The following is a 26,057-nucleotide window of genomic DNA, read 5'->3' as shown; positions in this document are numbered from 1 at the left end:
TTTTAAAAAATTTTGAAATACGCGAAATTTTCGAGCTATGGTACATATGCCTTAAAAGTTCCGTTTTTATAGAAAATTACAATTTTCTCAATTTCGTCTTCTTCAAAACTCAAATTTGATTTTTTGGTTTCGATCAAACTTTTAATCGGGGATTTATTTTCTTCTTTATTTAATGGAGTAAATAAATCTTCTCCAGAATAATTTTCATTTGATGAAGAAGGGGAGTCTGAATTTATATTTTGAAAATTTGGAACTGTTTCATTTTCTGATTTAGGAAAATTTCCTTTTCCAACTAGAATCCAATATAAGTCTACTTCCGGAAAAACATCCAAAATTTTCATGACAAAATCTAGACTTGGTTTGTTTCTGCCAGAGAGAAGGTGAGACATACTGGAACGTTGCACGCCAATTTTATCTGCAAATGAAGAAGCATTTAGTCCGTAATAATCCAATATAATTTCCAGCCTTTTTACAAAATCATCGATGTTTACCATTGTAAATTCTAATTTAAATCATACGTGTTTACAAATGTAACTAAAAAGATTTGATAATATAATTTTACAGTTGTAAATCGTTCAAATCAAGGATTTATGATGCAATTTTAACTTCATATGATACTGCATAACTCATTGAAATATAATATATTGATATTTTGTACTTAAAGTAATAACAATTGTTAACTGGATTTTGTTTAAATCCTTAAAACTCATTAATAAATCTGTTTACATTTCTAAATTCTCTTTATTTTTTCTTGTTTACAATTGTAAAAATAAAGATGTTTACTTTTGTAAACTAATCAAAACACAATGAATTTAGAAGAATTATTTAACCAATACAAAGAGCATTCTATTGAAGGAAGATACCTGACTTTGGATCATATTCAGCCTTTATTAGATAAATTAAATACTGATAATCAAGTTAAGGTTATTGGAAAATCTGTTTTAGGAGAACCTATATATAGTTACGAAATTGGAACCGGAAAAACACGTATCTATTTATGGTCTCAAATGCATGGAAATGAAAGCACAACAACTAAAGCGCTTTTTGACTTTATTAATGTATTAAACAGCAAATCTGATTTTGCCGAAAAAATGCTTTCAACATTTACATTTTATGCTATTCCAATATTAAATCCTGACGGTGCAAGACTTTATACACGTGAAAATGCGAATAAAATTGACTTAAATCGCGATTCTCAAAACCTTACACAGCCAGAAAGTAATGTTTTAAGAGAAGTTTTTGAGAGTTTTAAGCCTCATTACTGCTTTAATCTGCATGATCAGCGTACTATTTTTGGCGCTGGCGATACTGGTAAGCCTGCAACTGTCTCTTTTTTAGCTCCGTCTTATAATGAAGAAAGAGAAGTGAATGAAAACAGACAAAAAGCCATCAATTTAATTGCCGGAATTAACGATGAATTGCAAAAATATATTCCCGGACAAGTTGGAAGATTTGACGATTCATTCAATATAAACTGTATAGGAGATACTTTTCAGTTTTTAGGAGTTCCTACCATATTGTTTGAAGCAGGTCATTTTCCTAACGATTATGAAAGGGAAATTACAAGAAAATACATATTTTTCTCACTAATTTCGGGCTTTAAACTCATAAGCGAAAACGATTTAGTTGTCAATAGAAATTCTGATTATTTGAATATTTCACAAAATAAAGTCGTTTTTTATGATTTTATGTATAAAAATATCAAAATAAATTATGATGGTATCGAAATTATTACGAATTTTGTCGCACAATACAAAGAAGAATTGATTGAAAATAAGATTCATTTTAATGCTTATATAGTAGAAGCAGGCGAATTGGAAAATTATTTTGGTCATTATGAATACGACGGAAATGAAGCTGTTTATTCTGATGATTATCTTAATATTCCGAAAATGAACCAAAAAGCAGATTTTTATTTAAATAAAAATACTAAATTTGTTAACGGGTTGATAAAAAGTTAATTTTTATGTGAATTTGTTGTTTTTTATATATATTTTTATACTTTGTAATAGCAATTAGTAATATTAATTAAAGAATTATGAGTAAATTTCGTTTAGATGAAGTAGATCACCAGATTTTAGATATGTTAATAGACAATACGAGAGTTCCGTTTACTGACATTGCAAAAAAACTATTGATTTCTGCTGGTACAGTACACGTTAGAGTAAAAAAGATGGAGGATGCCGGTATCATCATGGGGTCTTCATTAGCCTTAGATTACGATAAATTAGGTTATTCATTTATTGCTTATGTTGGGGTATTCCTTAATAATACATCACAAACTAAATTTGTATTAGAGCGTATCAATCAAATTCCATTCGTAACAGTTGCTTCTGTAACGACAGGAAAATTCAACATCTTTTGTAAAATCAGAGCAAAAGATACAAAACATGCAAAAGAAGTTATCTTCATGATTGACGATATCGATGGTGTTTACAGAACTGAAACTATGATTTCATTAGAGGAAAGTATTAACGATAAGAAGCGTTTGATGCATACTATTTTCAAAAATATGTAAGAATCCCTCTTGAATGCTATATTAAAATATAACCTCAAGTTTATTCTTGGGGTTTTTTTATGACCAATTAACCAACCAACTATAAAAGAATTTATGTACACGTTGCCAAAAATAGAGCGTTTTAACAAAGACGTTCTCTCTAAATACCATATTTACAATAGTGTTTTCATAACATTACCATTTGACTCTATTGATAATACAGGTGTTTTACTGCCGTTATTTACAGAAACCTGCGAAACGGGATTTAAAAAACAGGAAACCCCAAAAGAAATTTTTGATTTCTTTTCAAATAAGTTCCTGAATAATGCTTCAGAAACGGAAAAAATCGACTTAATGTTTCGATTTATCCAATATATAGAACGTCAGATTGTATTGTTTGACGCTATTGAAGATGCTGCTTTTCCTGAAGTTAACAATATGGAAGGTCGTGGATCTTTGCGTGATATCAAAGAAAAATCAGATGCAAAAGAAAAAGACGATGAATTAGTTAATTTTTTAGAAAATTTCAATGTTCGTACGGTTTTAACAGCGCATCCAACTCAGTTTTATCCTGGCCCTGTTTTAGGAATTATAAACGATTTGACCGAAGCAATTCGTCAAAACGATTTATTGCAGATCAAACAATTATTAGCACAGCTGGGAAAAACACCTTTTATTCAGCATGAAAAACCAAACCCTTACGATGAAGCCGTTAGTTTGATTTGGTATCTTGAAAATGTATTCTATGCTACAGCGGGAGAAATTGTACATTATTTACAGAAAAATATTAATGACGGAAATCAAATTCAGAACCAATTAATAAAATTAGGATTCTGGCCGGGAGGTGACCGTGACGGAAATCCATTCGTTACAACAGAGATTACACTGAAAGTTGCAGATCGTTTACGAACTTCAATTTTGAAGTGTTATTATGTTGAAATGAGAAATTTAAAAAGAAAGCTAACTTTCTCAGGCGTAGATACTTTAGTGTCTGATCTTGAACATAAACTTTATCGTTCAGTATTTTATTCTAAAGGTGAAATTTTTATCACTTTAGATGAATTATTGACACAGCTGAATACAATTCGTACTATCATTATTGAAAAACATCAATCTTTATATTTAGACGAATTAGAAGCTCTTTTGGTAAAAATCAATTTATTCGGATTCCATTTTGCAACTTTAGATATTCGTCAGAATAGTAAAATTCACAATGCTGTATTCAAAGATGTTGTGAATTATTACTTAAACTCAGGTTCAGATACTTTTCCGAAAAATTATTATGAATTGACAGAAGATCAAAAAATCGATGTTTTATCAAAGATAAAAGGAAACTTAAATCCTGCTGATTTTGAAAACGAAATTACAAGGTCGACTTTAGAATCTGTTCAGGCAATAAAAACCATTCAGGAAAATAATGGTGAAGAAGGAGCCAATCGTTATATTATTAGTAATAACGAAAGTGCCCTAAACGTAATGGAAACTTTTGCGATGATTCGTTTGAATAATTGGGAAAATCCAACTGTTGACATTATTCCGCTTTTTGAGTCTGTAGATGATTTGCAAAATGCGCATCAAATTATGGAGCAATTGTATACCAATCCTGAATATTCTAAGCATTTAAAATCAAGAGGAAACGAACAGACCATTATGCTTGGTTTCTCTGATGGTACAAAAGACGGTGGTTATTTAATGGCTAACTGGAGTATTTATCAGGCTAAAATTTCGCTGACTGAAATTTCAAGAAAATACGGAATTAAAGCTATTTTCTTTGACGGACGCGGCGGACCTCCTGCGCGTGGTGGTGGTAAAACACACAAATTTTACGCTTCTTTAGGACCAAAAATTGAAAATAAAGAAATTCAGATTACGGTACAAGGGCAAACGATTAGTTCTAATTTTGGAACTTTAGATTCTTGCCGTTTTAATATTGAAAACCTATTAAGTGCCGGTGTAACTAATCAGGTTTTTGGTAAAGAAAAAAATGAGTTAACTCCAGAAGAAACTCAAATCCTGACGCAATTAGCTAATTTGGGTTATGATAAATATTTAAGTTTTAAAAATCACCCGAAATTTATTCCTTATTTGGAAAAAATGAGTACGTTGAAATATTATTCTAAAACTAACATTGGAAGCCGCCCTTCAAAAAGAAGCAAATCTGAATCATTAGATTTTGCAGATTTAAGAGCGATTCCGTTTGTTGGTTCCTGGAGTCAGTTAAAACAAAACGTACCAGGATTTTTTGGAGTTGGAACAGCTTTGAAACATTTTGAAGAATCAGGACAATGGGATAAAGTAAGTGATTTGTACCACAATTCATTATTCTTTAAAACATTGTTGGAGAACAGTATGATGTCATTGGCAAAATCATTTTTACCGTTAACAGCATACATGAGAAAAGATCCTGAATTTGGTGAATTCTGGCAGATTATCTATGACGAATTCTCTGAAACAAAACGTCTTTTATTGAAAATTGCAGGTCATAAAACCTTAATGGAAAATTATCCTGATGGTATAGCATCAATTCAAATAAGAGAGCGTATTGTATTGCCTTTGTTGACAATACAACAATACGCATTGTTGAAAATTAATGAATTGAACAAAGAAAATTCTGCAAATGAAGAGCTAATCAAAGTATACGAAAAAATCGTAACAAGATCTCTTTTCGGAAACACAAATGCAAGTAGAAATTCAGCTTAATCGTAATTTGTAAACTTTAAAATTATAAAAATGATTGCAAGTCAGTTACTAGAAAATGAATATTCAGGTCATTTTGGTACTTATATCAGAGAAGCCGGCGATGGAAAATTAATCGAAGAATTAGAAATTTCTCTTCATGATTTTATCCGATTTGTTCAAAATATTCCAATGGATAAATTTGATTATCGCTACGCAGAAGGGAAGTGGACAATTAAGGATATCATTCAGCATATTATAGATACTGAACGTATTTTTGCTTATCGTGCTTTGAGATTTTCAAGAAATGACAAAACGCCTTTGCCTAGTTTTGAAGAAGATGATTATGCAAATAATACAGAATCAAATAAAAGAAGTATTCAGGATTTATTAACTGAACTTTCTGCTTTAAGACATTCAACTTTATTATTTTACAAAAGTTTATCTGAAGATCAGCTTAAAAGACTTGGAACGGCTTCTGGTAATCAAATTTCTGTTCGAGCTTTGGGTTTTGTTATAATTGGACATCAAAAACATCATCAAAAAGTTTTTGAAGAAAGATATTTGTAAAAGCATAAAATTATAAATACTAAAAAAATCCTGTGAATTTACTTCACAGGATTTTTTGTTTTTGTCATTTCGAGAAACGAGAAATCGCACTAGAAACTCGACAAAGATTACGATTCACCATAAGGAAATACTTGTGCGATTTCTCCTTTCGTCGAAATGACAAAAAAATCGCATTAATCCACGCCTTCGCGATAGCGAATCCGTAAAATCCGCGTGCCATCTACGCGAATATTATTTACCAATTAAATGCTTTCTCTCTAAAAACGCCAATCCAAATCGAATTTTATCATAAGACATTTTCTCTTCAAAGTATTCGTAGTAAGGTCGTAAAGCGCTAGGATTTTCTAATTCTAATTGAGCTTTTTTAATTTCAATGATTTCTTTATCAGAAACAAACTGACTTAAATCAAAATCGTTTCCGTCAACATATAATTTAGCTAAATGAGAAACAATTGTGGTTTCTCCCAGATTTCTTTGTCCGGCGATTTCTTCAATAGAAAGTCCATTTAGAAACAACTCTAAAGTTTTAGCATACGTGCTTTCCTTTTTGTCTTTCTTAACGACAGATTTATTTCTTTGAAACTCAATAATCGCCTTAATGAATTCTGCCCCGTATTTTTCAAGTTTTGCTTTTCCAACACCTTCTACAGCAAGGAAATCCTCATCGCTCATTGGTCTTAAAATTTCCATGTGTCTTAGCGAAGCATCGCTGAAAATAACATAGGCCGGAACTTCTTCTTCCTGAGCAATTTCGTAACGTAATTTTCGAAGTGTTTCAAAAAGAGAATTTTTAGCAGCAGTTTTTGCTTTCTCTTGTTTTACTTCATTTTTATCAATTACTTTCTTAACAACCGTTGTCAGTTTTACTTTTTCACCCTCAAACAAAACTTTTTTTGCAAAAGGGGTTAATAAAATTTTATTATGCTGATGAAAAGCAATTTCACAATATCCTAGATTAATCAGCTGAATTAAATATTGATTCCAATCGTACCAGGAAATATCGGCTCCAATTCCGTACGTTTTTAGCGTTTGATAATTTTTTTCGTAGATATATGCGTTTTTTGAGCCTCTTAAAAAATCAACAATCACAGGTAAAGGTTCAGATTCCTGTAATCTGGTAATAGCCGAAAGTGCTTTTTGCGCGAGAATCGTTCCATCAAAAAATGTTGGCGGATTTTTGCAAATATCGCAATTACCGCAATTTTCTGTAACGAGTTCTCCAAAATAAGAAAGAAGAATTTTTCGCCTGCAGCTTACTGCGTCTGCATATTGCTTCATTCGTTCTAATTTGGCAAGCTGAACATCAGAATTTAATCCTTCAGAAGCAAATTTTTGAAGCTGAATCACATCTGCATAACTTTCAAATAAAACTGTTTCAGCTGGTAATCCATCGCGGCCTGCACGCCCAATTTCCTGATAATAGCCTTCAATATTTTTAGGCAAATTATAATGAATTACCCAGCGAACATTTGATTTGTCGATTCCCATTCCAAATGCAATTGTAGCACATACAACCTGACAATCATCATTTATAAACTGATCCTGAGTTTTTGCTCGTGTTGTATTATCTAAACCTGCGTGATAGGCTTTTGCAGCAATTCCGTTTTTAGATAATTTCTCTGCAAGTTCTTCTGTAGTTTTTCTGCTTAAGCAATAAATAATTCCTGATTCGTTAGGTTTATTTTCAACAAAATCAATAATTTGTTTTACACGATCTAAAGCTGGTCGCACTTCAAGGCTTAAATTTGCGCGATCAAAAGAAGCAACAAAAGTTTTTGGGTTTTTTAAATTTAGCTGTTTGGTTATATCTGCACGTGTTGCTTTATCGGCTGTTGCAGTCAAAGCTAAAACAGGAGTAGAAGGGAAGCGGTTTTTTAAATATCCTAAATTGGTATATGCCGGCCTAAAATCATGCCCCCAAGATGAAATACAATGCGCTTCGTCAATTGCAATTAAACTGATTGTTAATTTGTTAAAAACATTATCTAAGTAAGATAAACTCTCCGGAGCAATATAAACGAGTTTAAAATTATTTGATTTTAAATTATCGATATAAAACTGCTGTTCTTCAGATGATTGACTGCTGTTGATGTAACATGCGGCAATTCCGTTTGTTTTTAAACTATCAACCTGATCTTTCATCAAGGCAATTAAAGGCGAAATAACAATAGTTATTCCGGGTAATATAAGTGCTGGCAGCTGAAAACAGATAGATTTTCCACCGCCAGTAGGCATAATTGCTAAAGTATCCTGTCCGGATAAAATAGTTTTTATTATCGTTTCCTGATTTGGCCTGAATTTTTCAAATCCGAAATTTTCTTTCAGTTTGGCGTGTAGTAATTCTGATTTCATATTGGCGAATAATTTATATTTTAAATATATTTCTTAAAATATAAATATAGTAATTTTCTTATAATTTGTTTGTATGGATAAATAAAAAAGGAACTCAAAATAGAGTTCCTTTGTCTTTATTTTAAAAGTAAATGATTAATCTTCGTCGTCCTCATCTTCGTCATCATCAGCAATATCGTCTGGATCTCTGTCTTCATCGTCATCATCACCACCGTCAACGTCTGGTTTATCAAGATTGTCATCATCGTCATCATCATCTGCAGCATCATCATCAAGATCAAGACCTTTAACTGGCTCGATTGTATCAACATCAAGATCGATATCGTCATCTTCATCATAATTTTCGATTCTGTCAGCAAGTTTAGTACTGATTTTTACTAAATAAATAGTGTCTTCAGTACGAACTTCAACAGCTTCTACTAATTCGTTTTTAGCGTTTCTAAAACGGATAACATCCGAATCATCATAACCATCAGGAAATTTTTCAACCAAAAGGTTTAAAATTTCGTTTGTCAGTTTGGCGTAGTCTACTATAACTCTTTTCATAAAAATATCCTATAAATCTAATAAATATGCAAAAATTAATGGTGCAACAATTGTAGCATCCGACTCTATAATAAATTTAGGGGTTTTGATATCTAATTTACCCCATGTGATTTTTTCATTTGGAACTGCCCCTGAATAAGAACCGTAACTTGTTGTTGAATCAGAGATTTGGCAGAAATAGCTCCAGAAGGGAACATCATGCATTTCCATATCCTGGTATAACATTGGCACAACGCAAATAGGGAAATCTCCAGCGATACCACCACCAATTTGGAAGAATCCAATACCATTTTGGCTGTTTTTTGAATACCAGTCAGCAAGGAAAGTCATGTATTCGATACCAGATTTCATTGTAGATGCTTTCAAATCACCTTTAATTACATATGATGCAAAAATATTACCCATTGTACTATCTTCCCATCCCGGAACAATAATAGGTAAATTTTTCTCAGCAGCAGCATACATCCAGCTGTCTTTTAAGTCAATTTCATAATATTCTTCTAAAACGCCTGATAATAACATTTTGTACATGAATTCATGTGGAAAATAACGTTCACCTTTATCATCAGCATCTTTCCAGATTTTATAGATGTGTTTTTGCAAACGTCTAAAAGCCTCATGTTCAGGAATACAAGTATCTGTAACACGGTTTAATCCTCTTTCCAGTAAAGCCCATTCGTCTTCTGGTGTCAAATCACGGTAATTAGGAACTCTTTCGTAGTGAGAGTGAGCTACTAAATTCATGATATCTTCTTCTAGATTGGCTCCAGTACATGAAATAATTTGTACTTTATCTTGTCTAATTATTTCCGCAAAAATTTTACCAATTTCTGCTGTACTCATTGCACCAGCCATACTCACCAACATTTTAGATCCATTTGCTAATTGTTGTTCGTATTCTTTGGCTGCATCTACCAGTGAAGCAGAATTAAAGTGTAAATAATGTTTTTCAATAAACTGACTGATTGGTCCTTTCATTTTGTTTTTTGTTTTTTTGTTTTTTTTGAATTAAAAGTTTTTAACCTTTTGGATATATGCAAATTAATAATTTTCTAATTATTAACCTTAATTAATTTACAGTTTTTTTTTACAATTTTTTCTTGTAACCTAATATTTTTAATACGTCGTCTGAAGTCTGTTGTTCAGAGAAAACTTCTGTTGCAAGAATTCCATTTTCATCGCGATCTATCAAAATATGTTTAGGCTGCGGAATCAAACAGTGGTGCAAACCTCCGTAACCTCCAATAGTTTCCTGATATGCTCCAGTATTAAAGAAACCAATATATAACGGCTTTTCTTTGTTGTATTTAGGCAGATAAATGGCGTTCATATTTTGTTCTGAATTGTAATAATCATCACTATCACAAGTCAATCCACCTAACAGAACCCGCTCGTAAGTATCATTCCAGCGATTAATCGCCAGCATAATAAAACGTTTATTGATAGCCCAGGTATCTGGAAGAGTAGTAATGAAAGAAGAATCGATCATGTTCCATTTTTCTCTATCATTTTGTTGTTTTTGATACAAAATCTGATAGATTGCTCCACCGCTTTCACCTACAGTAAACGATCCAAATTCAGTAAATATGTTTGGAACATCAACTTCGGCTTCATCACAAGCTATTTTAATTTGATTGATAATTTCATCAATCATATATTGATAATCATATTCAAATGCCAGCGAGTTTTTAATTGGGAAACCGCCTCCAATGTTCAAACCATCAAGAGTAGGGCATTCCTTTTTAAGTGCAATGTATACTTTAATACATTTTACAAGCTCGTTCCAGTAATATGAAGTATCGTTTATTCCGGTATTAATGAAAAAGTGAAGCATTTTAAGCTCTAATTTATCATTTTCCTGAATTTGTTTTTTGTAAAACGATACGATGTTTTTATAACCAATTCCTAATCTTGAAGTATAAAACTCAAATTTAGGCTCTTCTTCGGCAGCAATACGGATTCCAATTTTGAATTTTCCTTTGATTTCTCCCTGAAGTAAATCAAGTTCTTCGTAATTGTCAATAATCGGAATAGTGTTTTTATGCCCGTTATTAATTAATCTCGCAATATTATTAATGTATTCGTCTCTTTTAAAACCATTACAAATTACATAAGTACTTTTGTTGATTTTACCATTTTCTAATAAATTCTCGACAATATTAACATCAAAAGCAGATGATGTTTCAATGTGAATGTTATTCTTGAAAGCTTCATTCATAATGTATTCAAAATGAGAGCTTTTTGTACAATAACAATAGTAATATTTTGCTTCGTATTTATTCTTTTCCATTGCGTTTCTGAACCAGGCTTTTGCCTTATTGATGTTTTCAGAAATTTGAGGTAAATAAGTAAACTTTAATGGAGTACCATATTGTTCAACCAATTTCATCAAATCGATGTTATGAAACTGAAGGTTGTCTTTGCTTAGTTTAAATTCTTCTTGAGGGAAGTAATAGGTTTGATTTATTAGGTCCGAATATTTTGTATTCATTTATATTTCAATATTTTAAGTAGTAATTATTAAATTTAGTGATTTTCTTCTAAATTTAAAATTCAAACTCTAATATTAGCAAATATAATTTGCAGTTTTTCGTGTTCTGCTTTCGAACATTGGAAAACATCAAAACAAAACGGGCTTTTACTATTATAAAAACGATTCAACATTCTAAGTAAAGAACTGTTGAGGCGGTTTCTGTAAGAGCTGAATTGTCTTTGTTTATTGTTTGTTTTCATTGTGGCAAATGTAAAAAATAATATATACCAAAAGCAATGCTTTTAATTAAAAAAAGTTTAAGATTTATAATCTTGAAACGCAGCTAGAATTAATTTATTTTCAACGGATTGGTTAATTTTTATCTTTCCGATTCCTTCAATTAAAGCAAATTGAATCAATCCGTATTCATTTTTTTTGTCATGAATAAGCAATTCCAGGATAGGATCGATGTCATTTTCTTCAAACTTTACATCGTCATAAATTGCTTTTATAGCCGTTTTTATTTCAGAATATTCTTCGGAAGTAATTAAATCTTTATGAAGGGAAATATAACTTTCTAAGATCATTCCCACAGCAATTGCTTCTCCATGTAATAAAGTTGTTTTAGATTCACTCTCTAAAAAGTAGCTTTCAATGGCATGACCAAGAGTATGTCCGAAATTAAGTGCTTTACGAATATTTTTTTCTGTTGGGTCCTGAATTACGATTTCGTTCTTAATTTCAACCGAACGGTAAATCAATTGATCTAATGCATTATAATCAATAGCGCCCAGATCAAGAAATTCTTTCCAGTAAGCTGCATCATAAATTAAACCGTGTTTTAGCATTTCTGCAAGTCCGGAACGCATCTCACTTTGTGGTAAAGTTTCAAGATATTCGGTATCGATTAAAACCATTTGTGGAACATTTATAACTCCAATCTGGTTTTTAAGATTTCCTAAGTCAACTCCGGTTTTTCCTCCCACAGAAGCATCAACCATAGATAATAGGGTAGTAGGAATATTTATAAAATCAACTCCTCTTTTAAAAGTTGAAGCTACAAAACCACCTAAATCTGTTACAACACCGCCTCCAAGATTAATTATAAGTGATTTTCTATCTGCCCCAAGTTCTGTTAAAACATGCCAGATTTCAATACAGGTTTCTATATTTTTATTGGCTTCTCCTGCTTCAAACTCAATAATTTCAATATTTAAATCTGTTTCAATTACAGGTAAAAGTTTTGGCAGGCAATACTCATTTGTCTCAGTATCAACAATAATAAAAATATTTGAGTATTTATTTTCTTTTAAATGTTTATTTAAAGCTTCGTATGCATATTGGTTAAAATGCACGAGATAATTGTTCGCTTGAATAGATTGCATAATTCTTCGGTTAATTTAAACCGCAAAATAAGGCATTTTTAACTAAAATATATTCAAATTTTGACCCTAATTTGTTTAAAAACGAATCATTTTAAATTAATGTTTAAAAGAACAGAAACTATTCACACATCTTAAGTAATTGTTGTGCATCAGAATAGTTTTTGCTTTTTGATATATTTAAATATTTGCACGCATTAGTTTTGTCATTTTCTTTTAAATAACAAATTGCAAGGAAATATTCTGTTTTCCCACCATTTAAGCCGGGATATTTTAAGGCATTCAGTAAGTAATTGATCGCTTTTTTTGACTGGCCAACTTTTAAATAATAGAATCCAATATTTTGTGCAGCGTAAATGTTTTTTGAATCAATTTTTAAAGCTTTTTGATAAGATTCCAAAGCTTCATCCATTTTTTTCTGTTCTTCAAAATTTTGTCCTTCCGTAATTAAATCGGCAATCAAAAGATCATTTTTGCGTTTTTTTAATGCTGCTTCATCTGCAAAATTATTATTTTGACTCGTCGCTATTAATTGTTTGGCTGCAGGATAATTTTTATCTTTTGATAAATTAAAATATTTAAGAGCATTCGTTTTATCATTTTCTTTTAAATAAGCAATACCTAAGAAAAACTCTGTTTTTCCACCATTTAAACCAGGATATTTTAATGCTTCAAGTAAAGCATTTATGGCTTTTTTGTTTTGGCCTTGCTTTAAATAATTGAATCCTATATTTTGTGATACATAAACATTTTTAGGATCAATCTTTAAAGCTTTTTCATAGGATTGGAGAGCATTATTCAAATCAGATTTATTCTCAAAATTCTGCCCTCCAGTTAGGTAACTCGTAATTAAGAGTTGATTTTTTTGAGCTGTTAAAGTACTATCCTCAGGAAATTTTTTCAATCCCTGATCAATAAACTTAAGTAAATTTTGATAATTATAACCTGAAAATTTAAGCCCGCGGGCTGCAAGATCCCATGTTTGAGGCATTGGTCTGTATTGAGAAAACAATTTATGTTGTTTTACTATTTCATTTGTATCTCTTTTTGAAATGGCAAAATTAATTGAAGTCTTAAATATGTCATAATTTCTTGGACGCAGATAAAACGCCTGCTTAGCATAAATATAGGCACTGTCAATATCGCCTTTATGTTTAGATATTACTTGTTTGTAAAATTCAATACGTCCGGCATAGCCATTAATTTTTTTAGCTTTTGCGAAACATTTTAAAGCTTTATTATATTGTTTTTCACGAACATAATAAATTCCAGCATATTCATAAAATGATTCTGAACTACTAAAAGTATTTGGGTATGCAGCCATTTTATTTACGACCTGATCTCCAGTAAGAAATCCTTTTAGGTTCACATTTATATCATCACGAGCAATTAAGTACTCTAAATTTGAGGCTTTATATATTATAAAAGCAGAATAACTTGTTAGTATTGATACCACAATTATAATTGGAGCTATAACTTTTAGTGAAAATAATTTATTTGGTAATGCGATTTGATTTATTTCGGAATTAGTTAAGGTCAAGGCTAAAATTAAACTGAAAAATATTGCCATCGTAGGTCTGTACATTGGGAAATTAAAGAATGAATCTATTCCGTATACAATTAAAAGCAATAAGGCTAACAGAGCAATTGTTTGGGATTCTTTGTTTTTTGGTTTTAGAATTCTTTTTAGATTTATAATAAAGACACCAATAAATATTGAAAGATAAATTAAGCCGTTTATTATTCCTGTTTCGGCTAAAATTTCAATAAAATCATTATGCGCGTGTAAAGAAACCGTCGAATCGTTTGAAGTTGTTTTTTCATAAGGAATTGACTCAACTTGATAATTCCCTAAACCAATTCCTATAATTGGATTTTTTTTGCTCATCTTGAGAGCATTATTCCAAAATATTAACCTTGCTTTTGAAGATTCATCTTTTGTGTTTATCTGGCTTACTCTATTTTCTAAGGAAACATATCTCCCTTTATGCTTTGATTTTTGAAATATTGAGTTTGCAAATAATATTGCAGTTAATATCGGAATTATTAAGAATAAAATTTTAGAAACCGTTGTTCTTTTAAATGAGAATTCTTTTAGGAGATAAATAATATAAATTAAATAGATCAGAAATAAGTTAATAAGCGGTGTTCTGGCTCCCGTTAAGAAAATAACTGAAGTGACCGAAAATAAGATAAAAACTAAAAACCACTTTTTGTATGTAGTAAAATGAGTTATGCCCAGCAATAAAAAAGGAACTTTAATAGTTAGACTGGCCGCCAAAATATTTATATTTCCTGTATTTCCTTTTATCCCACTTAATAAATCCATAATTGAAGCATGACGCGGAATAATAATAAAATGGCAAAGCTGTTGCCAGGATTGAATTAACGCACTAATGCTTACAATGAATATAATTTTATAAAGGAGATCTAATTTATTTTTTAAAAGAATAGAAAGGTTTATAAATAAGCAGAATACAATTACTATTTCTGTAAATTTTGTAAACACTAATGAGGTGTTTTTTGCAACAAAATAAGATATAGCACAAAAGAAAAGGAAGGCTAAATACAATTTAAAAATATAACTTCTCTTAAAAGTGGGCCAAATATCTGCAGCAATCAAAGAAGGATTACAGTAAAAATAAACAGTAATAATTACGTTAATTACTGAAAGGTATAAAAACTGTGGATTAATGATTTCTACACTTTTAAAATATGGCAAAAAGTCAATTATTAATAACGAAGAGATAAAAAGGAGAACTATAAAATTAGGAATAGAATATTTTCCTTTTACTTCACTTATAATACTATCAATTTGTTGAGTATTCATACGTTTTCATTTTTTTGCAAAATTACGTAAAAATTAAAGTAAAATCCTACTTTTAAAACAAAGAATATTTTTAAGAGGTTTAAAGATATCAAAAAATATCATACGATTTCGTAAATAATATTCAAAACAGTCTATATCTTTGCACAAAAACTAAACTTAATGGAAAAAATATTCGATAACACTCAGGTTGCTTTTTCACTTAAAAGTGATACAGAACTTGACAGGGCTTATTTTCTTTTTAAAATGATTGATAGTGAGCCTTTAGTACGTATTGGAACTGCTGTTACAAATTTTGCAATCAAAGCACATCTTCCGGTTGAAGGATTGATTCGTGCAACGGTTTTTGATCATTTTTGCGGCGGAGTAAATGAAGATGACTGTTTAACCGTAGTAGATAAAATGTTTACCAAAGGCGTTTCATCTGTATTAGATTATTCAGTAGAAGGAAAAGAAGAAGAAGCACAGTTTGATGCGGCTTTAGAAATGACCTTAAAAACTATTGAATTTGCAAAAGAACGTTTAGCGATCCCGTTTGCAGTATTTAAACCAACAGGTTTAGGGCGTTTTGAATTGTATGAGAAATTAGGAGAAAAACAAACTTTAAGTCCAGCAGAACAAGAAGAATGGAATAGAGTTGTAAATCGTTTTGATCAGGTTTGTAGTGAAGCCCATAAAAAAGACGTAGCATTATTAATTGACGGTGAAGAAAGCTGGATGCAGGATGCTGCCGATGAGTTAGTTACGGATATGATGCGTAAATACAATAAAGAAAAAGCGATTGTATTCAACACTTTACAAATGTACCGTTGGGATCGTTTGGATTATTTGAAAAAATTGCATGAAGTGGCTAAGGCCGAAGGTTTCTTTATTGGAATGAAATTGGTTCGTGGCGCTTACATGGAAAAAGAAAACAAAAGAGCAGAAGAAAAAGGATATGTTTCGCCAATTTGTGTTTCTAAAGAGGCAACAGATATTAATTATGATGCTGCTGTTCACTATATGTTAGAGCATTTAGAAACAATGTCCATTTTTGCTGGAACTCATAACGAATTGAGCTCTTATAAACTAATGGAAATGATGGCTGAAAAAGGAATTGCTAAAAACGATAAAAGAATTTGGTTTGGACAATTATACGGTATGAGCGATAATATTAGTTACAACTTAGCAGAAAACGGTTATAATGTAGCAAAATATCTTCCGTTTGGACCTGTAAAAGATGTTATGCCATATTTAATTCGCCGTGCCGAAGAAAATACTTCTGTAGCAGGACAAACAAGCCGCGAATTATCTATGATTAAAGCTGAACGTAAACGTAGAAAAGGGAAATAATAGTTTTCAGTCTCAGTTTACAGTTACACATAAAAAAAGCTCCAATTTTAATTGGAGCTTTTTTGTTTTATCTTAATTCTTTATATAAACTGGACTAAAGTCCAGCCCTACAATATGGATCGAGCCAGAGGCTCTTTTTATAGTTCCAAAGGAACAAATTATGTTGTAGAGTTGGACTTTAGTCCAGTTAACTACAATATGGATCGAGCCAAAGGCTCTTAAGTAGTTCCGAAGGAACAAATTATATTGTAGAGCTGGACTTTAGTCCAGTTTAACTACAATATGGATCGATTCAAAGGCTCTTAGGTAGTTCCGAAGGAATAAATTATATTGTAGAGCTGGACTTCAGTCCGGTTTAACATGTTCATATCCAAAAAAAAATCAAACCCGACAGGTTTTAAAAACCTGTCGGGTTTGCATTATAATTGAAATTTGAAATTTTTAAATTGAAATTTATTTAAGAATTACTAAACTGTAGATTGCTTAAGTTTTTATAAATTCCGTTTTCCAGATTTATTAATTCCTGATGCGTTCCTTCTTCTGAAATTTTTCCGTTATCCAGAACTAAAATTTTGTCTGCATTTCTAATCGTCGAAAGGCGATGAGCAATGATAATACTTGTTCTTCCTTCCATTAATACTTCTAAAGCTTCCTGAACCAGTTTTTCGCTTTCGCTGTCTAGAGATGAAGTTGCTTCGTCTAATATTAAGATACTTGGGTTTTTAAGTAAAGCTCTTGCTATTGCAATACGCTGACGCTGTCCGCCAGATAATTTAACGCCTCGTTCTCCAACCAAAGTTTCAAATTTCTCTGGGAAACCGTCTACAAAGTTGAATGCATTCGCTTGTTTTGCTGCTAATATTATTTCTTCATCAGAAGCATCTGGTTTTCCGTAAGCGATATTTTCTCTGATAGTTCCGCCAAAAAGGATAACATCCTGCGGAACAATACTCATATTTCCGCGAAGCGCTTCTAAATCATAATCATAAATGTTTTTCCCGTCAACAGTAATTTCTCCCGAAGTTATATCGTAAAAACGTAATAGGAGAGAAGAAATAGTAGACTTTCCTGCACCACTTGGACCTACAATTGCTATTTTTTGTCCAAATTCTGCAGAGAAATTCACATTTTTCAATACCTGAATTTCCTGACGTGTTGGATAGCTGAAAGCAACATTATTAAAGGTTACGTTTCCTTTTATTTTTTCCTGCGTTGTATTTGAATCTGAATTTATTTTCTCCGGACTTTCGTCTAATAATTCAAAAACACGTTCTGTAGCTCCAATTGCTTTCTGGATTTGGGCATATAACTCGGCAATTCCACCAAATGAAGCACCAACAAAAGTAGAATACAATACAAATGAAATTAATTGCCCAACGCTCATTTCGCCGGCAATACTCAATCGAACACCAAACCAAACCACGGCTACAATTGCGCCAAATAAACAGAAAATAATAAATGAAGCAAAATAACCACGGTATTTACCGCCTTTAATAGCCAGTTTTACAACATCGCTAATTTTACCTTTATAACGAGCAATTTCGTACCATTCATTAGCAAAAGCTTTTACAATGCTGATTCCCTGCATCGTTTCTTCAACAATTACCTGACTTTCTGCAACCTGATCTTGTACTTTTTTAGAATATTTTCTAATAAATCTTCCAAAAACTACTGCTGCAATAGCAACTAAAGGCACAACTGAAAGCATTAATAAAGTCAATTTTAAACTTTCTGTAGCTAATAAAATTACACCACCAATAATTAAGATAAACTGACGTAAAAACTCAGCAATTGTTGTGGTTAAAGTATCCTGAATTTGTGTAATATCGGCGCTGATACGGCTGTTTAATTCTCCAACTCGTTTTTGAGAGAAGAAAGTCATAGGCAGTTTTACCAAATTAGTATACAAAGCTAAACGCAGGTTTGCAAGTGTATTTTCGGTGAAATTTACGAACAATGATAATCTGAAGAAAGAAAAAAATGACTGTAAAAAAAGAATTACAATCAATCCTAAAGCTATTTTGTTAGCTTCGTCGTTATTTTTGTTTTTTACACAATCTACAAGCATTCCCATTAATTTAGGAAAGGCAAGGGCAGTAGCGCCAGTTAAAAGCAGAAAAATTAATCCGATGAAAAATTTCCATTTGTGGTTTCCTGCGTATGTAAATATTGTTTTTGCTTTGTTAAGAGAAGTAGCTGTAATTTTTGATTTAGGTAAATCGTTTTCTTTATATCTAGCCATTAGAATATACTGTTTTTAGGTATGCAAATGTATGACTATAGCAAAAGATTACAAAGCAATATTAATAATTAGAGATCCAGATTTCGTTTTTTAACTAAATTATAAGAAAACCGGAAATTTTATTTCTTTTTTAAGAAGCTGAAAAATAGGTTGCTAAATAAACGCATGAAAAAAATATTAGATTTTTTTTGAAATATACTTGCAAATACAAATTCTAGCTGTATATTTGCACTCGCAATCACGAAATGATAGCAGCCTAGTAAAATAGGGCGATTAGCTCAGCTGGTTCAGAGCACCTCGTTTACACCGAGGGGGTCGGGGGTTCGAACCCCTCATCGCCCACCAAGAAACTCCTTAAGAAATTAAGGAGTTTTTTTATGTCTATATTTTTAATTTATGTTTCCTCTATAGTACTAACCTCATATTTAATATCAGGCGCGTTGAAGTTCAAAATTCAAAAATATTTTCTACGGTTGAAATTTGTATATTAGCTAAACGTTTCACCTTCAAATTGCGACAGAATACAAAGTCGAAATACGTTAGTCAACAGTAGGATAAATTCACAAACAGACATGAAAATCTAAAATGGACACATTTAGCACATTCGACTATATTTCATATCAAAAAACACCCAGAAATAAAATCTTTCTTCCACAAAACCTTGTTTCATTTTTAGAACAAGGCGAGAAAGTTGTATATTATTCTGATAATAAAATATATATTACGAACAACCAATTTGTGATACTTTCTTCGGGAAATTGCTTAATGACCGAAAAACTTCCGGTGAACAATAATTATCGAAGCACTATGTTGTTTTTTAGCAATACAGCCTTAAAGAATTTTTTTGTAAAATATGCTTCTATTATTAACGAAATTTCACCTAATCCCAACAAAATAATTAAGCCATTTGCAATATTCGAAAAAGACCAGTTTATTAGAAATTTTATCACTTCACTTAAACTTATCCAATCCAAACCTGCAATATTTTCTAATAAAATGCTTGAATTGAAATTTGAAGAACTAATGCTTCATCTTCTTGAAATATATCCGAATGAAATTCTTTCATTCCACACAAAAAATCTGGAAGAATATTCTAATTTTGAAATACGAAGAGCCGTTGAACTAAATATAACAAACAATCTTACAATAGAAGAATTGGCTTTCTTGTGCCATACAAGTGTTTCTACTTTTAAGCGGAAATTTGTAAAAATCTACAATCTTGTACCAAGCCAATACTTTCTGCAACAAAAAATAGAAATGGCAAAATTGTTATTGTTGCAAAACGAAAATCCAAGTGAAGTGTTTTACAAAGTTGGCTATGAAAATCATTCAAGTTTTTCACAATCTTTTAAACGAGTTCAAGGCATTAGTCCTAAACAATTTCAGCAAAGAAATCTGAATGTTACTCAACAGCTTTTGAATGATTAGCGATAACTCTACAACATAAATGCCTTCTATTTTTGCAGTAAATTTAAACTCAAAAAAAATGAATAAAAGGTATCTTATGGAAATTGCTAACTATAGTAATTGGGTTGATAACAGCATAATTAAATGGCTCGAACAAATTAATGATGAACAATGGGATAAAGAAATTACAAGCAGTTTTAATTCTGTTGCAAAAACAGTAACACACATTGTTAGTGCTAAAAAAGTTTGGATCGATTTTTGGAAAAACACACCTAATCCTGTTTTTCTTTCAGCTAATTTCACCGGGACAAAAAAAGAATTGATTGAAATTTGGAAAAAAACAATGGATGATTATGATAATTTTATTGAGGGTTATCCAGAAGAAAATTACACACAAATAATTTCTTTCAGCGTAAGAGACGAAGAATGGAGCATGGAATTTGCTCAAACTGTACTACATCAAAATAATCATGCCACCTATCATCGAGGACAATTAATAACAATGTTGCGACAAATAGGCTTTACTAATTTTTCTAACACTGATTTGGCAACTTATTTTATCAAAAAAAAAGATATAGTAGATTATAATGATGATACTAAACAGACTTGAAAACTAATACTTTTAAGTTTTTAATCATCAAAAAATGTCAAGATTGGAATTAAGTGTTCGATTACTGTCTCAGACACTTCACAGAATTTTAAAACTCCAAAGTCATTTGATTTTGGAGTTTATTTATAAAAAGCTTTACAAATGCTGATTTTAATTCCCTAACTTTATTTTATATTAAACATTTATAAAAAACTGAAGTTATGAAAACTAGAATGATTTGGGGAAACTTGGTTACTCACGATTTACAAAAAACAATTCAATTTTATACAGCATTAGGTTTCAAGCAAAACGGGAAAGAAACAAATGAACTGGTAAGTTTTATTTTTGCAGAAAACCATTTTATAATAAACTTTTTTACTGCTAAAAGATTTGAAAATGCTCTAAGAGGCAATTTAGCTAATACTAAAATCGAAAACGAAACTATTTTTTCTTTATCTGCAGACAGCAGGGAAGAAGTAGATCTTTGGCTTGAGAAAGTTAAAAAAGCTGGCGGCACAATTTTCTCCGAAGCTGAAGATTTTGAAGTAGGTTACACCTTTGGTTTTACCGATCCTGATGGTCATAAATTCAATTTTTTATATTGGCCGGGAATGTGATTATACAGAAATGAAAAAGCTCCACTAAAAAATAATGGAACTTTTTTAATTATTCACTTGATTAATTCTCAACCAGTTCAATATCCATAGTTTTTATAAGTCCGTCCTGGAAAGTATAAACATGTTTTACCAATCCGTCGAACATTAAATTGCCTTGTAAATCTTTTACATTTTGGTGCACTTTGACTTCCAGACTTCCGTTTTCTCTTTCGGTAAAACCAACTGGATTAACTTTTGGGTTTATTTCTGTCCATTGTCTTGTCCAATATTGCTTGATTTCATCGTGTCCGCTTATGTAACCGCCTTCCCAGGCTTTTGACCACTGCACATCTTCCTGCATTGTCGATAATGCATTGTCAATATTTCTTTCGTTAAATGCAGAATATGCTTTTTCAATAACTTCTTCTAGTTGATTTGCCATTATATTGATTTTTGATTGATTTCTACTGCTAATATAAACATTCTTTAGACAAGGAGCTCACTCAACCTTAAACCTTTCATTTTTACAGTCAATAATCAATTTATGATTTAAAAAGATTTTATTTCCAATCATTCCCTGCATTCTGGAGCGTTTCATTAAAAAAGTCTGCATTTTTGAAACCCCTTCAATATATGTTACTTCTGAAATTTTTAATTGTGTGTCTCCAAACTGCATTTTTTTATTTGCAGAAGCAGAAATCACAGTCAATACATTTCCCCAGGAATTTCCTTTTTCTACTTTTAATTTACTGTTTTTGAGTTTGTATTTTTGCCATTCTTCTTTATTTATAATCAATTCATAGCCACTTGTACCAGAATCATAGAGCAATTTTAAATCTTGGTTTTCAATTTTTGCAGGAAAAAGAAGTTTACGTTTCTTAAATTCAAATTTTGTAAATCCGGTTTCAATTTCATTTTCTGTAAATGAGCATGTGTTATTTATGAAATTCAATGAAACTATTCTTTTTTCTAATAAATCGGTTCCAATTGTCCCTATAATATTGACAGAATTTGGATTGTCTAAATCAGCTTTTTTACCATAATCTAACAATTGAAATTTTTTAGAAGAAATACTTAGATTCTTTACTTTGAAGTTTAATGAAACATCTTCTTTAAAATCAATTTGTGAAGGAAATTTTTCCTGAACAGATTGTAGTGATTTTTTGTAGAAAACAGTTATTGGCGAACCAAAATCCAGCTGCATATAAAATGTTTTTTTTATGCCTTTTAATTCAACAGGCAAAAGAAGAGCGGCATATGGATTTCCTTCATCTGAAACCCATTTTACAGAAGCGTTTTCTGCATTTCCCGAAACCTTAAGATAGTTTTCCGGTGGACTAAATTTTCTGTCAAAATAAAAATAGCCGCCAATTAGTGAAAGGACAATAAGAGCTACGAAAGCCAGCACGATTTTTTTAATTATTTTCATTACAATTTTTTTTGCAATATTGAGAATTGTAATGTGATTAAATCAAAAAACGGATATGACTTTTTTACGTCAATTTAACGACGTTGATTATAAGATACTGTATTTCAGTTTTATATATAAATCTGATTTTTGAGTTAAACTCATCCCATTTTTAAAAATTATATAAATATTTATAACTTTTAACAACACTAAGAAGACAATAAACAGTGGAAAATTCAGTGAAAATGCTTTCTGAATAAACGGACTTATAAGCATCAAAGTTCCTAGAACAAAAGTGTAAATAATCTGCACTGTCAAAATACTTTTTCCTAATTCTTTTGCTTTTGGTTCTTTCGATTTATACGTCAAAATAGATGGAAAAATAATATTTCCAAATGGAATAACCAGAGAAGACAAAGCAGAAAAATTAATGAGTTTAGCCCGTTTAATTTCTGGAGTATCTTGTAAATCTGAAATTAAATCTTCGGGTTGAACTTCAAATGATTTGGCCAAAGCTTTGAGCGTAAAACCTTTTGGAATATTTCCCGCTTCAATTCTTTGTATTGTTCGCAATGAAAGCCCTGATTTTTCAGCAAGCTCAGTCTGAGTCAGATGTTTTTCTTCTCTCAATATTTGAACTTTTGTTTTCATTTAATTAATTGTTTAAACTATTATTTCGGAGGCATAGTATCACTAATACTCAGCGTATACGATAATTTTGGATAAGTAAAATCCATAGTAAAATTTTCCTGTCCTCTCAATTTATAAAATTCTGATTTTTGATCTTCATTTGCCAATTCTAATAATTCTCCGTTAGAAAATCTAGGTTTATTATCATCAAACTGAATAAAGGTTTTGGATTTTCTAAAAGTAATTCCCAGCCATTTATTTGCTTCGGATGTTTTTTGTTTTGGCACAGCTTCTAATATAATTTTATGAAGAAATGCCGTGTTTGCCGACAACGGAAATAAAACAACAGAATTATGATTTAAAACAATATCAAATTCTTCATCTGTCGCTTTATCTTTTACTTTAAGCTTTCTTAAGTTTCTTTCAGACAGTTCTTCCGGATTTTCATAACAGCTAAAAAGCCCAATACAAGAGCCTTCTTCCAGATCTAAAGCCTGATCTGAATGATATTTCATCGTAGCATAACTTGAATCGTAAACTTCAATTAATGCATTATTAAAATCAACTTTGGGTAAATTATCTATGTTATTCTTTTCAATTTCAGCATTTAAACTAGCTATTATGGATTGATGTAATGCAGAAAATTGGTTAGCCGGAATATTATAAATCGTAGTTGTTCTTACTATTGGCACACCATTATCTTTAACATCAACTAAATGATTTCCGAGTCTGCCTTTTCCTGTGATTTCAAAATCAGCAGAATGCAGCAGTTCATTAAATAAATTATTTTCGAATGGAAGGATAATCTTTTGAAAGTCTTTCATTTTAGGAAATTAATATATTGGCTTTTCATAATCACCAGCATTCATACTAAAATGAACTTTTCCGTATTCAATGTTCTTTACGGTCATATTTTCTTCATAATAAGAATCTCGCAAAGTGATCATTGTTTCTTCTGTCATTTCTTCCAGTTTGATTAACCCTCCGTTTTCTTTTATATAAGTTTGATTTTCCGTGTAAACTGCTTCCAGATTCGAGCATCGGGCAACATATCCCATTCTAATTGGGATTTGGTCAACGTTTAACGACGAAGGCCTAATTTCATGCGTATATAATCTATTTGTTGAAAGTGGGATTATAAAAGCTGAATTTGGATATAAAGTAACGCTGAATTCTTTTTCAAAAGAAGCATCAGTAACTGTATTTTTTAACTTAAAATGAAGCCTCGTTAATCCGCTTGTCTCTTTGTAACACCAATCGTATCTGTCTTTTTTAGAAAGTTTAAGCTTATCAAAGTTGCTAGTATCATAGAAAGTACAAAAAGCAATAATTCCTTCTTTTGGCATATCCTTGGTTTTATCAGAATGTGCTTTTATTTTCGATTTTACTTCCTTATAATTTTCATCTGATTTTACTTTATTTTCATAAATCTGAACCAAGACATGATTAACCTTTGTTTCTTCTTCAAAAGTCTGTTTAATAGCATCGTTTAAAGCTTTCATTACAGTATGATCTGTTTCTCTAAAATTATCTGTTGGACCTGTGAAATTGCTAGAACATCTTAAAAGATTAAAATGCAGTATTTCTTTATCTGCAGTTTTTTCTTTTAAAATTTCGCTTAAATAAATTCCGGTTCTTAATGCTTTTGATCCTTTGTTAGATTCTGTTAAATTTTGAAACAAATGCTCCGATTTGATTTTATTGAAATAACCATTTCCAATAAACATTTCCCTAAAATAAACCCCGGCGTTACTCACCAAAATAGGAACTTGTCCAAGTTCTACAAATTTGATATTTGAACTTGCAAAGCCTTCATAATTAACAGAAAACTCTTTAATTACAAAGTAAGTATCATTAACATTTTTAAGTTGGCTAATATCACCAAAGGCATAAATTGTTTTATTGTTTAAAGAAGTATTAATCTCTGAAATATCCTTAATAACTTTTCCACAGAAATTAGAAACTAAATATCCAAGTTCTGATGATGTGTCGATTGTGTCTTGTAAAACAAGAAGTATATTTTTATCTTTTGAAATACTATTTTCGGTATGCGGTTTGGTCATTTTTTATTTAAATATGATTAGGCTTAAAGAATTTATATGCAGAAAATATTAATAAACCGGTTCCCAAAGCTCAATTTTATTGCCTTCTGTATCCATTATATGCACAAATTTGCCATAATCATAGCTTTCAATTTCATCAAGAACCGTTACGCCATTTGCTTTAAGTTTTTCTACAAGACCTTCAATGTTTTGAACACGGTAATTCACCATGAAATCTTTTTTTGATGGAGAGAAATATTCATCGCCTTTCTTAAAAGGGCACCATTGTGTTGATTCTATCTGCTCTGGTTTATCAAGATTCCTGGATTCAAAACTTGCCGAACCCCAATCATTGATTTCTAATCCTAAATTTTTAGCATACCAATCTTTAGTTTCCTTCGGATTTTCAAGAAAAAAGAAAATACCGCCAATTCCAGTAACTTTTGGAGTTGTATCATCTGGTTGATTTTGTGAGTCTGACATATTTT

General features: G+C 31.0%; 22 protein-coding genes and 1 tRNA gene. 9 read left to right on the top strand and 14 right to left on the bottom strand.

What is annotated here, in order from left to right; genetic code table 11:
• Positions 1-35 precede the first annotated feature (35 nt).
• Entirely contained in the window at positions 36-494 is a 459-nt protein-coding gene (locus tag NLJ00_RS18810; protein WP_053473235.1) for a helix-turn-helix domain-containing protein, read from the bottom strand.
• A gap of 312 nt (positions 495-806) precedes the next feature.
• On the opposite strand from NLJ00_RS18810, the gene NLJ00_RS18805 reads away from it, so the two are divergent.
• The 4 genes from NLJ00_RS18805 to NLJ00_RS18790 all read left to right on the top strand — a co-directional run bounded on the left by NLJ00_RS18805 (position 807) and on the right by NLJ00_RS18790 (position 5,743).
• A complete protein-coding gene (locus NLJ00_RS18805) occupies positions 807-1,961 on the top strand; it encodes a M14 family metallopeptidase (RefSeq protein WP_256634957.1) in 1,155 nt (384 codons plus the stop codon).
• 77 nt (positions 1,962-2,038) lie between these two features.
• A complete protein-coding gene (locus NLJ00_RS18800; RefSeq protein WP_008468989.1) occupies positions 2,039-2,518 on the top strand; it encodes an Lrp/AsnC family transcriptional regulator in 480 nt (159 codons plus the stop codon).
• 93 nt (positions 2,519-2,611) lie between these two features.
• Positions 2,612-5,197 carry a phosphoenolpyruvate carboxylase gene (locus NLJ00_RS18795; RefSeq protein ID WP_180861840.1) on the top strand — a complete coding sequence of 862 codons (2,586 nt, stop codon included), beginning with the start codon at positions 2,612-2,614 and terminating at the stop codon, positions 5,195-5,197.
• A gap of 30 nt (positions 5,198-5,227) precedes the next feature.
• Positions 5,228-5,743, top strand: coding sequence for a DinB family protein (locus NLJ00_RS18790; protein ID WP_256634956.1), 516 nt, complete (start codon positions 5,228-5,230; stop codon positions 5,741-5,743).
• 231 nt (positions 5,744-5,974) lie between these two features.
• Here NLJ00_RS18790 and recQ read toward each other — a convergent pair whose 3' ends face one another.
• From recQ to NLJ00_RS18760, 6 genes are all read right to left on the bottom strand, one after another.
• A complete protein-coding gene (gene recQ, locus NLJ00_RS18785; RefSeq protein ID WP_256634955.1) occupies positions 5,975-8,095 on the bottom strand; it encodes a DNA helicase RecQ in 2,121 nt (706 codons plus the stop codon).
• 135 nt (positions 8,096-8,230) lie between these two features.
• Positions 8,231-8,641 (bottom strand): DNA primase, encoded by a 411-nt coding sequence (locus NLJ00_RS18780; protein ID WP_256634954.1) that lies wholly within the window; start codon positions 8,639-8,641, stop codon positions 8,231-8,233.
• A 9-nt stretch (positions 8,642-8,650) separates the two neighbouring features.
• Positions 8,651-9,619 (bottom strand): deoxyhypusine synthase family protein, encoded by a 969-nt coding sequence (locus NLJ00_RS18775; protein ID WP_053473229.1) that lies wholly within the window; start codon positions 9,617-9,619, stop codon positions 8,651-8,653.
• Positions 9,620-9,728: 109 nt separating this feature from the next.
• Entirely contained in the window at positions 9,729-11,132 is a 1,404-nt protein-coding gene (locus NLJ00_RS18770) for a type III PLP-dependent enzyme domain-containing protein (protein WP_053473228.1), read from the bottom strand.
• A 299-nt stretch (positions 11,133-11,431) separates the two neighbouring features.
• The gene (gene aroB / locus NLJ00_RS18765; protein ID WP_053473262.1) at positions 11,432-12,499 is read right to left on the bottom strand and encodes a 3-dehydroquinate synthase; all 1,068 of its coding nucleotides are present in this window, start codon (positions 12,497-12,499) and stop codon (positions 11,432-11,434) included.
• A gap of 118 nt (positions 12,500-12,617) precedes the next feature.
• A complete protein-coding gene (locus tag NLJ00_RS18760) occupies positions 12,618-15,326 on the bottom strand; it encodes an O-antigen ligase family protein (protein WP_256634953.1) in 2,709 nt (902 codons plus the stop codon).
• Between the two features lie 159 nt (positions 15,327-15,485).
• Here NLJ00_RS18760 and NLJ00_RS18755 point away from each other — a divergent pair, with 159 nt between their 5' ends.
• The gene (locus NLJ00_RS18755) at positions 15,486-16,655 is read left to right on the top strand and encodes a proline dehydrogenase family protein (protein WP_053473225.1); all 1,170 of its coding nucleotides are present in this window, start codon (positions 15,486-15,488) and stop codon (positions 16,653-16,655) included.
• A gap of 457 nt (positions 16,656-17,112) precedes the next feature.
• Here the strand turns inward: NLJ00_RS18755 and NLJ00_RS18750 are convergent, their stop codons facing one another.
• Positions 17,113-18,897, bottom strand: coding sequence for an ABC transporter ATP-binding protein (locus NLJ00_RS18750; RefSeq protein WP_256634952.1), 1,785 nt, complete (start codon positions 18,895-18,897; stop codon positions 17,113-17,115).
• Between the two features lie 267 nt (positions 18,898-19,164).
• Here NLJ00_RS18750 and NLJ00_RS18745 point away from each other — a divergent pair.
• The 4 genes from NLJ00_RS18745 to NLJ00_RS18730 all read left to right on the top strand — a co-directional run bounded on the left by NLJ00_RS18745 (position 19,165) and on the right by NLJ00_RS18730 (position 21,510).
• Positions 19,165-19,242, top strand: a tRNA-Val gene (locus tag NLJ00_RS18745).
• Positions 19,243-19,482: 240 nt separating this feature from the next.
• Positions 19,483-20,325 carry a helix-turn-helix domain-containing protein gene (locus NLJ00_RS18740; protein WP_408611581.1) on the top strand — a complete coding sequence of 281 codons (843 nt, stop codon included), beginning with the start codon at positions 19,483-19,485 and terminating at the stop codon, positions 20,323-20,325.
• Positions 20,326-20,383: 58 nt separating this feature from the next.
• Positions 20,384-20,914, top strand: coding sequence for a DinB family protein (locus NLJ00_RS18735; protein ID WP_256634950.1), 531 nt, complete (start codon positions 20,384-20,386; stop codon positions 20,912-20,914).
• 200 nt (positions 20,915-21,114) lie between these two features.
• Positions 21,115-21,510, top strand: a complete 396-nt coding sequence (locus NLJ00_RS18730; RefSeq protein ID WP_256634949.1) for a VOC family protein — start codon at positions 21,115-21,117, stop codon at positions 21,508-21,510.
• 61 nt (positions 21,511-21,571) lie between these two features.
• Here the strand turns inward: NLJ00_RS18730 and NLJ00_RS18725 are convergent, their stop codons facing one another.
• The 6 genes from NLJ00_RS18725 to NLJ00_RS18700 all read right to left on the bottom strand — a co-directional run bounded on the left by NLJ00_RS18725 (position 21,572) and on the right by NLJ00_RS18700 (position 26,052).
• The gene (locus NLJ00_RS18725; protein ID WP_256634948.1) at positions 21,572-21,931 is read right to left on the bottom strand and encodes a nuclear transport factor 2 family protein; all 360 of its coding nucleotides are present in this window, start codon (positions 21,929-21,931) and stop codon (positions 21,572-21,574) included.
• Between the two features lie 57 nt (positions 21,932-21,988).
• The gene (locus tag NLJ00_RS18720; RefSeq protein ID WP_256634947.1) at positions 21,989-22,918 is read right to left on the bottom strand and encodes a hypothetical protein; all 930 of its coding nucleotides are present in this window, start codon (positions 22,916-22,918) and stop codon (positions 21,989-21,991) included.
• 87 nt (positions 22,919-23,005) lie between these two features.
• Complete coding sequence (locus NLJ00_RS18715) at positions 23,006-23,548, bottom strand: helix-turn-helix domain-containing protein (RefSeq protein ID WP_256634946.1); 543 nt, start codon at positions 23,546-23,548, stop codon at positions 23,006-23,008.
• 20 nt (positions 23,549-23,568) lie between these two features.
• A complete protein-coding gene (locus NLJ00_RS18710) occupies positions 23,569-24,351 on the bottom strand; it encodes an alpha-ketoglutarate-dependent dioxygenase AlkB (RefSeq protein WP_256634945.1) in 783 nt (260 codons plus the stop codon).
• A 9-nt stretch (positions 24,352-24,360) separates the two neighbouring features.
• Positions 24,361-25,590, bottom strand: coding sequence for a hypothetical protein (locus NLJ00_RS18705; RefSeq protein ID WP_256634944.1), 1,230 nt, complete (start codon positions 25,588-25,590; stop codon positions 24,361-24,363).
• Between the two features lie 48 nt (positions 25,591-25,638).
• The gene (locus tag NLJ00_RS18700) at positions 25,639-26,052 is read right to left on the bottom strand and encodes a VOC family protein (protein WP_053473215.1); all 414 of its coding nucleotides are present in this window, start codon (positions 26,050-26,052) and stop codon (positions 25,639-25,641) included.
• Positions 26,053-26,057: the final 5 nt, after the last annotated feature.

The organism is Flavobacterium panici (genome assembly GCF_024499525.1).
Taxonomy (GTDB): domain Bacteria; phylum Bacteroidota; class Bacteroidia; order Flavobacteriales; family Flavobacteriaceae; genus Flavobacterium; species Flavobacterium panici.
The sequence above is the reverse complement of the archived record's forward strand: the minus strand, read 5'-3'. Positions and strand labels throughout refer to the sequence as shown.